This window comes from Streptomyces sp. NBC_00012 (assembly GCF_045040875.1).
Lineage (GTDB): Bacteria > Actinomycetota > Actinomycetes > Streptomycetales > Streptomycetaceae > Streptomyces.
Genome location: NZ_CP108309.1, coordinates 3101692 through 3117021 on the forward strand (window position 1 = coordinate 3101692; position 15330 = coordinate 3117021).

Annotated in this window: 9 protein-coding genes; 3 read left to right on the forward strand and 6 right to left on the reverse strand. The window is 72.9% G+C overall.

Features of this window, described 5'->3' with window-relative positions; all coding sequences use genetic code 11:
- Positions 1-40: 40 nt before the first annotated feature.
- Entirely contained in the window at positions 41-3517 is a 3477-nt protein-coding gene (locus tag OHA19_RS14105; RefSeq protein ID WP_405750387.1) for an ATP-dependent helicase, read from the reverse strand.
- Between the two features lie 394 nt (positions 3518-3911).
- Positions 3912-4331 carry an MGMT family protein gene (locus OHA19_RS14110; protein ID WP_405716458.1) on the reverse strand — a complete coding sequence of 140 codons (420 nt, stop codon included), beginning with the start codon at positions 4329-4331 and terminating at the stop codon, positions 3912-3914.
- Between the two features lie 221 nt (positions 4332-4552).
- Here OHA19_RS14110 and OHA19_RS14115 point away from each other — a divergent pair, with 221 nt between their 5' ends.
- The 3 genes from OHA19_RS14115 to OHA19_RS14125 all read left to right on the forward strand — a co-directional run bounded on the left by OHA19_RS14115 (position 4553) and on the right by OHA19_RS14125 (position 10765).
- Positions 4553-7297 carry a lysylphosphatidylglycerol synthase domain-containing protein gene (locus tag OHA19_RS14115; protein ID WP_405716457.1) on the forward strand — a complete coding sequence of 915 codons (2745 nt, stop codon included), beginning with the start codon at positions 4553-4555 and terminating at the stop codon, positions 7295-7297.
- 121 nt (positions 7298-7418) lie between these two features.
- A complete protein-coding gene (locus tag OHA19_RS14120) occupies positions 7419-9023 on the forward strand; it encodes an alpha/beta hydrolase (protein ID WP_405716456.1) in 1605 nt (534 codons plus the stop codon).
- Between the two features lie 173 nt (positions 9024-9196).
- Positions 9197-10765, forward strand: coding sequence for an alpha/beta hydrolase (locus OHA19_RS14125; RefSeq protein WP_405716455.1), 1569 nt, complete (start codon positions 9197-9199; stop codon positions 10763-10765).
- Positions 10766-10832: 67 nt separating this feature from the next.
- On the opposite strand, the gene moeZ is transcribed toward OHA19_RS14125, so the two are convergent.
- The 4 genes from moeZ to OHA19_RS14145 form a co-directional block, all read right to left on the reverse strand.
- Positions 10833-12011 carry an adenylyltransferase/sulfurtransferase MoeZ gene (gene moeZ, locus OHA19_RS14130; protein ID WP_266414620.1) on the reverse strand — a complete coding sequence of 393 codons (1179 nt, stop codon included), beginning with the start codon at positions 12009-12011 and terminating at the stop codon, positions 10833-10835.
- Between the two features lie 85 nt (positions 12012-12096).
- On the reverse strand, positions 12097-12927 hold the full coding sequence (locus OHA19_RS14135; protein WP_405716454.1) for a spherulation-specific family 4 protein: 831 nt from the start codon (positions 12925-12927) through the stop codon (positions 12097-12099).
- Positions 12915-13880, reverse strand: coding sequence for an NAD-dependent epimerase/dehydratase family protein (locus OHA19_RS14140; protein ID WP_405716453.1), 966 nt, complete (start codon positions 13878-13880; stop codon positions 12915-12917). Before OHA19_RS14140 ends, OHA19_RS14135 begins: the two co-directional genes overlap by 13 nt.
- Before the next feature lie 151 nt (positions 13881-14031).
- Complete coding sequence (locus OHA19_RS14145; protein WP_405721840.1) at positions 14032-15321, reverse strand: hypothetical protein; 1290 nt, start codon at positions 15319-15321, stop codon at positions 14032-14034.
- Between the last annotated feature and the right edge of the window lie 9 nt (positions 15322-15330).

The window sequence follows — 15330 nt, forward strand, 5'->3', positions numbered from 1 at the left end:
GTGCGGACGGCAGTGTCCGGGCCGGTGAACACCCGCCCGCTCACTCCAGGACGTGGCGGCCCTCCGGCTGGGCGCTGCACGAGGCCCGGAAGGAGCAGTGCGTGCAGTGCTGGCCGGTCGTGGGGGTGAAGCTTTCGTCCAGGACCCGGCCGGCGGCGGTGGCCAGCAGGTCGGAGACCCATTCACCGGCGAGCGGTTCCTGCGCCTGCACCTTGGGCAGCGCTTCACCGCCCTCCTTCTTGGGGGCGGGCTGGCGCAACTGTACGAGTTCGGCGCCACCGGGCTCGGGGCGTCTGCCGTCGAAGACCTCGTCGAGGGCGCCTTCCCGGACGGCCAGCTGGTAGACGGCGAGCTGGGGGTGGCGGGCCACCTCGTCCTTGGTCGGGGACTGCTTGCCGGTCTTGAAGTCGACGACGTAGGCGCGGCCCTCGGCGTCCTGTTCGACGCGGTCCATGGAGCCCCGGATGCGCACCTCGTACTCCCCCGCCCCCAGTGTCACGTCGAAATCGTGCTCGCTCGCGGCAGGGGTGCGGCCGGTGCGGTCCATGACGTGCCAGCGCAGGAAGCGTTCGAGCGCGGCGCGGGCCTGTTCCTTCTCCTGCCGGGACTTCCAGGGGGCGTCGAAGACGAGCCCGTCCCATACCGAGTCCAGCCGCTCCATCAGGACGGCGAGATCGGCGGGGGTACGTCCGGAGGCCACCTCGTCGGCGAGTACGTGGACCACGTTGCCGAAGCCCTGCGCCGCCGTCGCCGGGGCGTCCGCCTTCACCTCGCGGCCCAGGAACCACTGGAGCGCGCAGGTGTTGGCGAGCTGGTCGAGCGCGCTGCCGGAGAGGGCCACGGGCTGGTCCCGGTCGCGGAGCGGAACGGCGGAGCGGGTCGGTTCGTACAGGCCCCACCAGCGGTAGGGGTGGGCCGCCGGTACGAGCGGCTGGCCCTCGTCGTCGGTGAGCGCGGCGAGGCGGGCGAGGCGGCGGGCGGCCTCCTCGCGCAGGGCGTCGGAGGCTTCGGGGTCGACGGTGGTGGCGCGGAGTTCGGCGACCAGCGCGGCGACGGCGAGCGGGCGGCGTGGCCGGCCGGTGACGTCGCGCGGCTCGGCGCCCAGCTCGGTGAGGAAGCGGGATGGCTGGTCGCCGTCGTCGGCGGGCGCCTTGACCGCGGTGACGACGAGCCGTTCGCGGGCACGGGTCGCCGCGACGTAGAAGAGCCGGCGCTCCTCGGCGAGGAGGGCGCCGGGGGTGAGCGGTTCGGCCAGGCCGTCGCGGCCGATCCGGTCCGCCTCCAGCAGTGAACCGCGGCGGCGCAGGTCCGGCCAGAGCCCCTCCTGCACGCCCGCGACGACGACGAGGCGCCACTCCAGGCCCTTGGAACGGTGCGCGGTCATCAGCCGTACGGCGTCGCGGCTCACCGCCCGCCTGGAGAGGGTGTCGGCGGCGATGTCCTGGGCGTCGACCTCCTCCAGGAAGTTGAGCGCCCCGCGCCCGCCGGTGCGTTCCTCGGCGCGGGCCGCGGTGTCGAAGAGCGCGCAGACGGCGTCGAGGTCGCGGTCGGCATTGCGGCCGCCCGCGCCGCCGCGCAGCGCGGCGCGCTCCAGCCGGCCCGGCCACGGGGTGCCGGACCACAGGGTCCACAGGGCCTCCTCCGCGGTGCCGCCGCCTTCGAGGAGCTCGCGCGCCTTGCGCAGCAGCGCGCCGAGGCGCTGGGCACCGCGGGCGTACGCCGGATCGTGCGCGACCAGCCGCTCGGGTTCGGCGAGCGCTCGGGCCAGCAGATCGCCGGAGGGCGCCGGTACGCGGTTCCCGGCGGCCCGCTCCTCGTCGCGCAGGGCCCGGCCGAGGCGGCGCAGATCGGCCGCGTCCATGGAGCCGAGGGGGGAGGCGAGGAGGGTCAGGGCGGTCTCGGTGTCCAGCCAGGAGGACGTCTCCGCCGGCACCGGAGCCCCCGCGCCCGCACCCTCCGCCGGCACCGGAGCCGCCGCGTCCTCCGCCGGGGAAGCCTCCCCCGCCTTCTCCGCGCCCCCCGCGTCCTCCGCCGGCGGAGCCCCCTCCGCGTCCTCCGCCACCGAAGCCTCCTCCGCTCCCGGCGCACTCCCGTGCAGGGCCGCCGTGGCGACCGCGCGCAGGGCTGTCAGGAGCGGGGCCACCGCCGGTTCGTGGCGCAGGGGGAGGTCGTCCCCGTCGACCTCCAGGGGCACACCGGCCGACGTCAGGGCCCGGCGCAGTGAGGGGAGCGTGCGGCCGCCGGCCCGTACGAGCACCGCCATCTCGTTCCACGGGACGCCGTCCTCCAGATGCGCCCGGCGCAGCAGATCGGCGATGTTCTCCAGCTCGGTGGACGCGGTCGGGTAGGTGTACGCCTCCACGCTGCCGCCCTCGCGGACCGCGGCGAGTTCGCGGTGGGCGCGGACCTTCGCCGCGGGCAGCCGGGTCAGCGGCATCCGGCGGGTGAGCAGCCGGGTGGCGGCCAGCAGCTGTCCGCCGGAACGCCGCGAGGTGGTGAGCACGCCGACCGGGGCCGGGGCGCCGTCCGCCCGCCGGAACGTCTCCGGGAAGTCGAGGATGCCGTTCACGTCGGCGCCCCGGAACGCGTAGATCGACTGGTCCGGGTCACCGAAGGCGATCAGGTCCCGGCCGCCCCCCGCACCCGGGGTGCTCCCCCGGTTGCCGGCCAGCGCGTGCAGCAGCCGCACCTGCGCCGGGTCCGTGTCCTGGTACTCGTCGACGAACACCGCGTCGTACTGCCCCGCGAGCAGCGCCGACACCTCGGGGCGCTCCGCGAGCAGCACGGCCCGGTGCACCAGCTCCGCGTAGTCCAGCACCCCCTGCGCGTCCAGCACGTCCAGGTACTCGGCGAGGAACTCGGCGGCGGCGCCCCAGTCGGGCCGGCCGGTGCGGCGGGCGAAGGCGGCCAGCGCGTCCGGTCCCAGGCCCAGCTCGCGGCTGCGGGCCAGCACCGCTCGCACCTCGTCGGCGAAGCCACGGGTGGTCAGGCAGGCCCGCAGCTCGTCGGGCCAGCGGATGTGCGCGAAGCCGTCCCGCTCCAGTCCGAGCTGGCCGGCGAGCAGCTCGCGGACGGTGACGTCCTGTTCCGGCCCGGAGAGCAGCCGCATCGGTTCGGCGAAGAGGTCGGCGTCCTGGTGGGCGCGGACCAGTGCGTAACAGAAGGAGTGGAACGTGGTGGCCTGCGGGCCGCGGGCGGCGCCGAGGCGGGTGGCCATCCGGTCGCGCAGCTCCACGGCGGCCTTGCGGCTGAAGGTGAGCACCAGGACGCGGGCCGGGTCGCCGCCCCGCGCGATGCGTGCGGCGACCGACTCGACGAGCGTGGTCGTCTTGCCGGTGCCGGGTCCGGCGAGGACCAAAAGCGGTCCGCCGGAGTGATCAACCACCGCGCGCTGCGCTGCGTCCAGGAGAGGAGGGTCCACGGAGCCCGGCGGCGTGCGCACCAGCCGGTACGCTCCGGCGGCCCGCTGCCGTGTCTGGCGGTGCGGACTGTGCCGGGTGAAGGAGGAGGAGCTCACGTGGATCGCCGGTCCTGGTGGGTGTGCTGATGCCGAGGGTGCCGAGGGTGCGGTGCGTGCCGCGAACTTACGAAGCTACGCCAGCGAGGGCGCGATGCGGGACGAGTGCGCTGCGTGCCTCGTCACGTTGCGGGGTACGGATGCCGTCGCGGGTCCGGTCCCGCCCCGGCCGCGCCCCGCGCGGCGCACTCCGCCGTGTTCCGCGTCACGTGCCGCGTCGTGGGTTCCGTCACCGCATCCGTCACGATGCGCCTTCCGGATCCCGTCGCGTCCCGTGTCACAGGGCCCGTCACCGGTCGCTTCCGGTGCGCCGGGCACTCCTGGTGCGCGCGCCACTTCCGGCGCTTCGTACGGCCCCGGCGCCGCCCGCCGTGCCGCCGGATGGCCGAAGCTGTCAGATGTGAGCACCTCCGCCCTTGTCCCGGTCCGCGCCGCCGCCCGCGGTGACGCCGTCCCATCGCGCCCGCTTCATGTCGAGGCGCGGCAGATGGCCCTCCGCGACCCGCGACGCCTCGCGCAGCGGGGTGCCCTCCGCCCGGTAGTGGTCCAGCGCCCGCAGTTCGTGGCCGGGGAGCAGCGCCCCGTCGGCGCGCACCACGCGCCACCACGGCGCCGCGGACCCGTACAGCGACATGACCCGGCCGACCTGGCGCGGCCCGCCCTCGCCCAGCCACTCGGCGACATCTCCGTACGTCATGACGCGGCCGGGCGGGATCAGGTCGGCGACGTCGAGGACCCGCTCCGCGTACTCCGGCAATGCGTGGCCCGTCGGGTCGCCGCTCGCCCCGTCGCCGCTCGTCCGGTCTTGGCTCATCCGGCCCATCCTGCCGTACGCCACCGACATCCCGGCCCGGTCCGTGTGCGCCTGTTCACACGGCGTGCGCGCGGGAGCAAAGGAGCGTATCTTGCGCTTCGCGTGTCCGAGCAGTGCACCCTGATGCCCCCCTCCGTCGCCGGGCCGTGCCACCATCGTGCGGGCGGTGACCGGTGATACGAGAACACGAAGACCAATCAGAGGCGACGAAGGAGCAGGGCGTGCAGCCACCGAAGGCGGCGGACGCCCCTGACGCCGAACCCCACCCGGACGAGACCCCCGCACCCGCCCCCACGCCCGGTGCCGACCGGGAAGGAACCGGGGAAGCCCCCGGGCACCTGACCGGTTCGACGCTCTCGTCCGCCGCGGCGGAGCAGGCCGAACGCGTCTCCGGCGACGAACCGCTGCTGCCCGCCCGTGTGCACCGCCCCTCCGATCTCATGCGGCTCCTCATCGGGGTCCTGGCGATCGTCGTCCTGTTCTCGATCGCCGCGTTCGCCCACGGCACGACCACCGGTCTCGAACAGGACATCAACAAGGGCACCGGTCAGGCGCCCGACGTCCTGATCAAGATGGCCGGTCTGGTCTCCAGCATCGCCGTGCTGCTCGTCCCGGTCGCCTTCGCCATCGAGCGGCTGATCAAGCGCGACGGGCTGCGGATCGCCGACGGGGTGCTCGCCGCCGTACTGGCCCACGGCGTCACGCTCGCCACCGACCTCTGGGTCGCCAATTCGGCCCCCGGCACCATCCAGGACGCCCTGACCCAGCCGCAGCCCGGTGACGCGCTCACCGATCCCGTGCACGGCTATCTCGCGCCGGTGATCGCGTACATGACGGCGGTCGGCATGGCGAGACGGCCGCGCTGGCGGGTCGTGCTGTGGGTGGTGCTGCTGCTCGACGCGTTCGCGATGCTGGTCGGCGGCTACACGACCCCGTTCTCGATCATCCTCACCGTGCTGATCGGCTGGACCGTCGCGTACGGCACGCTGTACGCGGTCGGCTCGCCGAACGTACGGCCGACCGGTCAGCATCTGATGGCCGGTCTGCGCCATGTCGGCTTCCGTCCGGTCAGCGCGATGCGCGCCGACGACGCCCCGGACTCGGGCGACCAGAGCGACCGGGGGCGCCGCTATCTGGTCTCCCTGGAGGACGGGCCACCGCTCGACGTCACGGTCGTCGACCGTGAGCAGCAGGCCCAGGGCTTCTTCTACCGGGTGTGGCGCAGGCTCACCCTGCGCGGCATCACCCAGCGCCGCTCCATCCAGTCGCTGCGCCAGGCCCTGGAGCAGGAGGCGCTGCTCGCCTACGCGGCGATCGCCGCCGGGGCCAACGCGCCCAAGCTGATCGCCACGTCCGAGCTCGGGCCCGACGCCGTGATGCTGGTGTACGAGCACATCGGCGGCCGTTCGCTGGACGCTCTGGAGGACTCGGAGATCACCGACGAGCTGCTGCACGGCGCCTGGCGTCAGGTGAAGGCGCTCCAGTCACGGCGGATCGCGCACCGCAGGCTCACCGGCGACGCCATCCTGGTGGATCGTTCCGGCAAGGTGTTCGTCACCGATCTGCGCGGCGGCGAGATCGCAGCCGGTGATCTGGTGCTGTGGATGGACGTCGCCCAGCTGCTGACCACGACCGGTCTGCGAGTGGGTGCCGAGCGGGCCGTCGCCGGTGCGCTGGAGGTGCTCGGTCCGGACGCCGTCGCGGACTGTCTGCCGCTGCTCCAGCCGATCGCGCTGAGCCGCTCCACCCGGGCGGCCCTGCGCCGGCTCGCCCGGGAGCGCTCGCAGCGGGAGCGCGAGGCGGTACTGGAGGCGTCGGACGCGGCCAAGCGGGCCAGGGCGCACGAACACGGGGCGGCCGACGGCGACCGCAAGGCCGACCGCAAGGCACTGCGCAACCAGAAGCAGGCCGAGAAGCGCGCCCTGGACGACGCCCTGGACGGGGCCCGCGAGGAGGACCTGCTCTCCCAGATGCGGCAGCAGGTGCTGCTGATCCGGCCGCAGGCCCCGGTCGAGCCGGTGCGGCTCGAACGCATCAAGGCCCGCACCCTGCTCAGCTGCATCGCCGGTGCGATCGCCGCGTACTTCCTCATCTCGCAGGTCACCCAGGCCGATTTCGGCGCGGTCGTCGAGCAGGCGGAGTGGGGCTGGGTGGCGGCCGCGGTCGGCTTCTCCGCCCTCAGCTACGTGGCGGCGTCGATGAGCCTGCTGGGCTTCGTGCCCGAGCGGGTGTCGTTCGGCAAGACGGTGCTGGCCCAGGTCGCGGGCTCCTTCGTGAAGATCGTCGCCCCGGCCGCGGTGGGCGGTGTGGCACTGAACACCCGCTTCCTCCAGCGGGCCGGGGTACGCCCGGGGCTCGCCGTGGCGAGCGTCGGCGCCTCGCAGCTGTTCGGACTCGGCTGCCACATCCTGCTGCTGGCGGCCTTCGGCTATCTGACCGGTACCGAGCGCACCCCGTCCTCGCTCACCCCGTCCAGGACGGTGATCGCCGGGCTGCTGACCGTCGCCGTGCTGGTGCTGGTGGTGACGGCGGTCCCGTTCCTGCGGAAGTTCGTGGTGACACGGGTACGGTCGCTGTTCGCCGGAGTCGTACCGCGCATGCTCGACGTGGTGCAGCGGCCGCAGAAGCTGCTGACCGGCATCGGCGGGATGCTGCTGCTGACCGGCATGTTCGTGATGTGCCTGGACGCCTCGGTCCGGGCGTTCAGCGGTCCGGACGTGCCGCATCTCAGCTACGCCAGCATCGCGGTGGTCTTCCTCGCCGGCAACGCGCTGGGGTCGGCGGCGCCCACACCCGGCGGAATGGGCGCGGTCGAGGGCGCGCTGACGCTCGGGCTGATCGCGGTCGGCCTGCCGAAGGAGGTCGCGGCACCCGCCGTGCTGCTGTTCCGCCTGCTGACGCTGTGGCTGCCGGTGCTTCCCGGCTGGCTCTGCTTCAACCATCTGACCCGCAAGGGCGAGCTCTGACACCCCCTCAGCCGTAGTGCGGGACCGTCCGCAAGGCCGGTCGGGGGACGGCCCGGGCGCCCGCCACCCGCTTGGACCGGTGCCCCGTGCAGCGACCGGGTTCCCGCCGCACCATGGGGCCATGAGGACCTCCCCTGCCCTGCGCGCCGCCGCACTGGCCGCCGTCGTGACCGTGCTCCTGCCCATCACCGCCTGCTCGGAGAGCGGCACCGAGGAAGGCCCGGACGGGCCGCAGAGCTCGCCGCTCGCGGCGAACGCCGCCGAGGCGAGCAGCTCCGGCGACCTCGCCTCCCAGAAGCTGACGTGGAAGCCCTGCCCCGCCCCGTCCACCGCGCAGGGCGGCGGGACGGCGCCGACCCCGCTGCCCGGCGGCGCCACCTGGGAGTGCTCGTTCATGCGGGCCCCGCTCGACTACGCGAAGCCCGAGGGCGCGACGATCGAGCTGGCCCTGATCCGGGCCAGGGCCAAGAACAAGGACAAGCGGATCGGTTCCCTCATCTTCAACTTCGGCGGCCCCGGCGCCTCCGGTGTCGCCACCCTGCCCGCCTTCGGCACCGACTACGACAAGCTCCGCGCCGGCTACGACCTGGTCAGCTTCGACCCGCGCGGCGTGGGCCGCAGCGACGGGGTGGAGTGCGAGACCGACAAGCAGCTCGACGCCCGTGCCGAGATCGACGGCACCCCGGACACCCCCGCGGAGGTGAACACCCTGGTCAAGAGCACCAAGACCTTCGCGGCAGCCTGCGAGAAGAACTCCGGCAAGCAGCTCCCGTACGTCGGCACCACCGACGCCGCCCGTGACATGGATCTGATGCGCAAGGTGCTCGGCGACAAGAAGCTGTACTACTTCGGCATCTCGTACGGCACCGAACTGGGCGGCGTCTACGCCCACTTGTTCCCGAAGAACGTCGGCAGGTCGGTGCTGGACGCGGTGGTCGACCCGACCCAGGACTCCGAGCAGTCCTCGCTCGGCCAGGCCCGGGGCTTCCAGCTCGCGCTGGACAACTTCACCCAGGACTGCGTCGACCGCGGCGATGCATGCAAGCTTCCCGGTGCCACCTCGAAGGAGGTCGAGCAGGGAATCTCCGGCCTTCTCACGGGCCTGGAGAAGAAGCCGATCCCGGGGCTCGGCCCGCGTCAGCTGACGGAGACCCTGGCGACGACCGGGATCGCGGCCGCCCTCTACTCCAAGCAGACCTGGCCGCTGCTGGAGCAGGGCGTCGACGAGGCCGACGGCGGCAACGGCGCGCTGCTGCTCGCGCTCGCCGACTCGCTGAACGGCCGGTCCGACAACGGCCAGTACGACAACTCGATGGCCGCCAACACCGCCATCAACTGCGCCGACTCCAAGCAGCGGTTCACCGCGGACCAGACCGAGGCCAAGCTCCCCGAGTTCCGGTCCGCCTCGAAGGTCTTCGGCAACTATCTGGGCTGGTCCCTGATGGCCTGCACCGGCTGGCCGGTGCCGGGCGCCTGGAAGACCCCGGACGTCAGCGCCCCGGGCGCGGCCCCCATCCTCGTGATCGGCAACACCGGTGACCCGGCGACGCCGTACGAGGGCGCGAAGGCGATGGCCGACGCGCTGGGCGAGGGTGTCGGCGTGCGGATGACGTACAAGGGCCAGGGGCACGGCGCGTACAACAGCGGCAACGCCTGCGTGCAGAAGGAGGTGGGCGGCTACCTGCTGGACGGCAAGGTTCCGGCCGCCGGGACCGTCTGCAAGTAGGCGCGGTACGCCGGGCGGGCGCGGCCTGAGGGCCGGCCCGTGATCCCCGGTGGATCGGCCGCACGCCCGCCGGGGGTTGCGGGGCAGCCCTTAGCATGGGCGGACTTTCTGTACGTCGCGGGTACGGGCACGTCCGTACGGCCGAGTACAGGCACATCGGGGAGGACGCACACGTGGTCGCACACGCACGCGCCGGGGCTCTGGCCGGCGCCGCACTTCTGCTGACGGGGCTGCTCGCAGGCTGCGGCGGGGCTACGGACGACAAGCCGGCCGACCGGACGGACCGCGATCCCGCGTCCTCGGCCGGCCGGCCGTCCACCGCGCCGGGCACCCCCCGGCTGCCCGCCGCCCTCACCTCCCAGCGGCTGGACTGGAAGGGCTGCGAGGCCCGCGCGGGCGAGAGCGCGCCCGGATCCGACTGGCGCTGCTCGACGGTCCGGGTGCCGCTGGACTACGCGAAGCCCGACGGCGCGACGATCGGGATCGCGCTGATCCGCAAGAAGGCCGGGAACTCGGGCCGGCGCCTCGGCTCGATGCTGTTCAACTTCGGCGGCCCCGGCGGTTCGGGCGTCTCGATACTGCCGCGCGCCGCCGGCTCGTACGACAACCTCAACTCCCGCTACGACCTGGTGGGCTTCGACCCGCGCGGGGTCGCCGGCAGCGAAGGGGTGAGCTGCCGCACCGACAAGGAGCAGGAGGCCGCCTACCGGAAGGTCGACATGACCCCGGACACGGCGGCCGAGGAGACGGCGTTCATGAAGGACGGCGCGGACTTCGGCGCCGGCTGCGAGCGCCGCTCCGGCAAGGTCCTGCCGCACGTCGGTACGACGAACGCCGCCCGGGACATGGACCTGATCCGTGCGGTGCTCGGCGACAAGAAGCTCACGTACTTCGGGATCTCGTACGGCACCGAGCTCGGCGGCACCTACGCGCACCTCTTCCCCGCGAACGTCGGACGCACCGTGCTGGACGCCGTCGTCGACCCGACCGCTGACACGATCGGGCACGCCCGCAACCAGGCGACCGGCTTCCAGCGGGCGCTGGAGAACTACCTCAAGGACCGCGGCCAGGACCCGAAGGCGGGTACGCAGCGGATCGCGAAGCTGCTGGAGCGGATCGACAGGAAGCCGCTGCCGACCCGTTCGGGCCGCGAGCTCAACGACTCGCTGGCCGTCACCGGCATCGTCACGCCGCTCTACGCCAAGAGCAACTGGCCGTTCCTGACGCAGGCGCTGGACGAGGCCGAGAAGAGCGGCACCGGGAACATGCTGCTCCAGCTGGCCGACTCGTACAACGGGCGCGACGAGAAGGGGCACTACGACACCCAGAACCATTCGCAGCGCGCCATCTCCTGCGCGGACAGCAAGCTCCGGCCGACGGCGGACGAGGCCAGGGCGTTGCTGCCGGAGTTCCGGAAGCTGTCCCCGGTGTTCGGCCCGTTCCTGGCGTGGGACACGGCCGGCTGGTGCGCGCAGTGGCCGGTGGAGGGTGAGCACGACAACCCGGAGGCGAGCGCTCCGGGCGCCGGTCCGGTCCTGGTCGTCGGGACGACCGGTGACCCCGCGACACCGTACGAGGGTGCCCGGAAGATGGCGGACGAGCTGGGCAAGGGCGTGGGCATCATGCTCACCAACAAGGGCGAGGGACACGGCGCGTACGGCCAGAACTCCTGCGTGACATCGACCGTGGACGCGTACTTCCTCGACGGGATGGTCCCGGAGGACGGGAAGACCTGCTCGTAGCACCGGTCCGGAGCACGACGAAGGGGCAGGTCCGCGGCTGCGGACCTGCCCCTTCGGAGCGTTCGTACTAGTACACCGGCTTCTCGGGCTCGATCTGGTTGACCCAGCCGATCACGCCGCCGCCCACGTGCACCGCGTCGGCGAAGCCCGCCGACTTGAGGACCGCGAGGACCTCGGCGCTGCGGACGCCCGTCTTGCAGTGCAGGACGATGCGCTTGTCCTGCGGAAGGTCCTGGAGGGCGTTGCCCATCAGGAACTCGTTCTTCGGGATCAGCTTCGCGCCCGGGATCGAGACGATCTCGAACTCGTTCGGCTCACGGACGTCGATGATCTCGATCTTCTCGTCCGCGTCGATCCACTCCTTGAGCTGCTTGGGAGTGATCGTGGAGCCGAGCGCCGCCTCCTGGGCCTCCTCGGACACGACGCCGCAGAAGGCCTCGTAGTCGATGAGCTCGGTGACGGTGGGGTTCTCGCCGCAGACCGCGCAGTCGGGGTCCTTGCGGACCTTGACCTGGCGGTACTGCATCTCCAGGGCGTCGTAGATCATCAGCCGGCCGACCAGCGGGTCACCGATGCCGGCGAGCAGCTTGATGGCCTCGTTGACCTGGATGGAACCGATGGACGCGCAGAGCACCCCGAGCACGCCGCCCTCGGCGCAGGACGGGACCATGCCCGGCGGGGGCGGCTCCGGGTAGAGGCAGCGGTAGCAGGGGCCGTGCTCGGACCAGAAGACGGACGCCTGGCCGTCGAACCGGTAGATCGAGCCCCAGATGTACGGCTTGTTCAGCAGTACGGCCGCGTCGTTGACCAGATAGCGGGTGGCGAAGTTGTCCGTGCCGTCCACGATCAGGTCGTACTGGGCGAAGATGTCCATCACGTTGTCGGCTTCGAGCCGCTCCTCGTGAAGGACCACGTTCACGTACGGGTTGATGCCCAGCACCGAGTCCTTGGCGGACTCGGCCTTGGACCGCCCGATGTCGGCCTGACTGTGGATGATCTGGCGCTGCAGGTTCGACTCGTCGACCTCGTCGAACTCCACGATGCCGAGCGTTCCGACACCGGCCGCGGCCAGGTACATCAGGGCCGGCGACCCCAGACCGCCGGCGCCGACACAGAGCACCTTCGCGTTCTTCAGCCGCTTCTGTCCGTCCATCCCGACATCCGGAATGATCAGGTGGCGGGAGTACCTGCGGACCTCGTCGACGGTGAGCTCAGCGGCTGGCTCGACCAGGGGTGGCAGCGACACAGGAACCTCAACAATGCAGGTGGTCGGTTTCTACGTACTTCGACTACGTACGGTTGTTCTTCCGGTAACACTGCCACGCCCCTCCTCATTCCGAGATACCAGGTCCGATCCGCGAGACGATTTCGTCCCAGTACCTGGGCAGCGCCGCGAATGGATCGGTTTGTCCCTGCTGGCCGTCTCGATCCGTGAAGAAGATCGTGCCCGCGCCCTGCCAGCGGGCGATGCGCATGGCCTCGTCGAGGTGGGTGCGCGGAACGCCGTGGACGAAGTGCGCGAACCGCTCCGGCGGATAGGAGGCGGTCCACTCCGCCACCTGCGACCAGCGGTAGTCCGTCCACGGCCCGCAGAAGGTGACCAGCTGGTCGGCGGCCTCGGCGTAGCCGGGGTGCGGGTGGGTGCCGAGCCCGAGCACCAACGGCCCGCTCCCCTCTCCGTACGGCGGGTCGCCGTGCTCCAGGAGCGTGGCGAGTGTGCTGGTGAGACGGCGCACCGCCGGGAGCTCGGCGCGCCCGGCCGGGCAGTGGCCGAGATAGAAGCCGTCGACGCGGTACCAGTCGAGGAACGACTGCGCGTCGGCGATCAGTTCCCCGAAGGGGCGGCGGCCGAAGGCCAGATCGAGATGACCGAGCAGCCGGCCGCCCGCCGCCCGTACCGAGTCCTGCGGCTCCTCGCCGTGCACGGCCCGCTCGCGCGCGTTGCGGAGCCGGCCCGCGGCCTCCAGGCAGTGCGGATCGGGGCGGGTGCCGGGGCCGTCGTCGATGTTGAGGACGGCCCAGTGCAGCGGGGTTCCGGGGCGGGCCAGTTCGGCCCACTCGTTCGGTGCGAGCAGCGGGTGCGCGTAACCGGGCACGCCGAAGCCGAGCTGTTCGGCGCCGCCGGTCCGGCGGGCCGTTCCGGTGCTGGTCAGATACGGCACGCCGCCTCCATCCAGATGTCGGCGAGGGACTCCTCAAGATTGATCCGGGGGCGCCAGCCGAGCCGGTCCCTGGCGGTGCGGACGTCGGCCTGCTGCCAGGCGCCGCAGCCGTCCGGATAGGGGGACGGGGTCGCCGAGAGGTGCTCGATGACCGACTCGGTCGAGGTGCGCGGGGCGCCGATGGGCAGCCGGGGCGGGGGCGAGTCGAGCTCGTGAAGTGCGCCCCCGTACCCGGCGACCCTGGCGAGGACGGCAGCCGCGTCCCGCAGGCGCACGGCGCGGCCGGTGCCGATGTTGACGACGCCCTGGGCGGCGGAGAGCGAGGCGGCGTGCACGGCGCGGGCGACATCGCGTACGTCCACGAAGTCGCGCTGCACGCCGAGGCCGCTGAGCTTCAGCTCGCCGTCGCCGGACTGCATGGCCCGGCGCATCGCCTCGGCGAGCCTGCCGAGCGGAGAACCGGCCGGGGTGCCCGGACCGACCGGGGAGAAGACCCGCAGCACGACCGCGTCGAGGCCGGAGCCGAGAACGAGTTCGGTGGCGGCGAGCTTGCTGACGCCGTACGGGCCGCCGGGGCGCGGGATCGCGTCCTCGGCGGTGGACGATCCGGGCTGCGAGGGCCCGTACTCCGAGGAGCAGCCGACCTGGACGAGCCGGGCCGTGCAGCCGCTGCGCCGCATCGCCTCGCAGACCGTGGCGACGGCGACCGTGTTGTGGCGGGTGAGATCACGGGCCCCGCCGCGGGTGGCGCCCGCGCAGTTGACGACCACTCCGGGGTGGACGGCGTCCAGGAAGCGGGTCAGCGCGCCGGGGCTCCCGCCGGCGAGGTCGAACCGTACGTCGGCGTCGTCGCCGCGGCCGAGCGCCGTGAGGTGCACGGCCGGATCGGCGAGCAGGCGGTCGGCCACGAACCGGCCTAGGAATCCGTTGGCTCCGAGCAGCAGCACCCTCATCGCGCGCCCCCTCGGCGCCGACGGCGAGCTGCCGGTGAAGGGGATTGGGGGGTCATGTCCGGTGTCTCCTTGAGAAGTGAGGTGCGGTTGCGGGGCAATGACCCGCGGCGTCGGCTCCGCGGGGCGTGCAATGGCGGTGGTGCGGCTGTGGTTACGCGTCGGCCGGGCCTTCGTCGACCGGCCGGGCGGTGGTGTGGGCGGATGCCCGGGAGAGGACGACCGTGGCGGCGGTCAGCAGCCCGAGCGCTGCTCCCCCGCACGCGATGGCGGGTACGGATCCGGTACCGGACGTCATGACGAGAAGGTCTACGGGGCGGGCGAGGAAGTGCAGACCGGGCAGCCGCCCGGCCAGGACCAGTACGGGAGCCAGTGCCTCGACCGCGCAGGCGAAGGCCAGTCCGCCGGCGGCGAGCTCGGGGAACCCGTGCACGGTCAGCAGCCGGGCCAGCAGGAGCAGCACCCCGAGAGCGGCGGCCCCGACGAACGCCCCGCCGCCCCCGTACGCCAGGCGCGCGAGATACAGCAGACCGGCGACGGCGCACAGATGAAGTGCGACGGCTCCGAACAGCAGGGGGCGCACACCCGCGGCGAACTCCTCCAGCGCGCGGCTGCCGATGAGTCTGCGGTGCGCGTGTACGGCGAAGAGGTGGGCGCACCAGGTGGCCGGGGCGAGGGCGAGGGCCAGGCCCACCAGCGGCGCCGGGGTGACTTCCCAGGGGCCTTCGGGACCGCCGCTGAGCACCTGGCCGAGCAGCGGTTCGCCGTACATGGCGTAGCCGAGGAGCCAGCATCCGTACACATTGGCCGTGCCCGAGGGGCGGCGTTCTGTGTGCAAGGGGCCGCTGCGCAGGCTGAGCGCGAGCCCGGTGAGCGCGAGGAGCGCCCCGGCGAGGGCGATCGCGAGCCGGGCCCGGCCGTCGAGCCCCTCGGTGAGTCTGAGTGCGCCGACGGTCGCGATGCAGGCGGCGCCCGGCAGCAGCGCGCGGAGTGACCAGGCGGCGCGTGTCGCTACGTCACGCTCCGGCGCGTCGGGGGCGGTCGTGGCCTCCCCCGCCACGCCGGGTACTCGTGCGAACAGCTCCTCGGCGAGCGAGAAGACATCACGGTGGCGGTAGCGGGCGGCTGCGCGGTCGGTGACGCCATGGGCTTCGAGCCCGGCGGCGACCTCCAGCGGATCGACGGCCCGTTCACAGAGCTCGCGGTGCTGGTGCATCAGCGACTTCACGGGGTCGGCGGGGCCGCGGCGCGAGGCGTTGGGCCGACGCCCGGGGGCGGGGCGCGCGATCTCGGGGGCGCGGGCGGGGCGGGGGGCTGCGGGGGGCGCGGGGTTCTCGGGTGCCGCGGGGGGCTCGGGTGCCGCGGGGGCCGCAGTGACTTCTGGAGCCTCTGGGGTCTCCGCAAGCACCCCAGGCTCGGAGGACACCACAGGCTCGGAGGACACCGCGGGCTC

Coding starts and splice junctions, on each gene's coding strand:
- OHA19_RS14110 (WP_405716458.1), bottom strand. CDS start 4,331: ATGAGCCAAGACCGGACGAGCGGCGACGGGGCGAGCGGCGACCCGACG.
- OHA19_RS14120 (WP_405716456.1), top strand. CDS start 7,419: ATGAGGACCTCCCCTGCCCTGCGCGCCGCCGCACTGGCCGCCGTCGTG.
- OHA19_RS14140 (WP_405716453.1), bottom strand. CDS start 13,880: ATGAGGGTGCTGCTGCTCGGAGCCAACGGATTCCTAGGCCGGTTCGTG.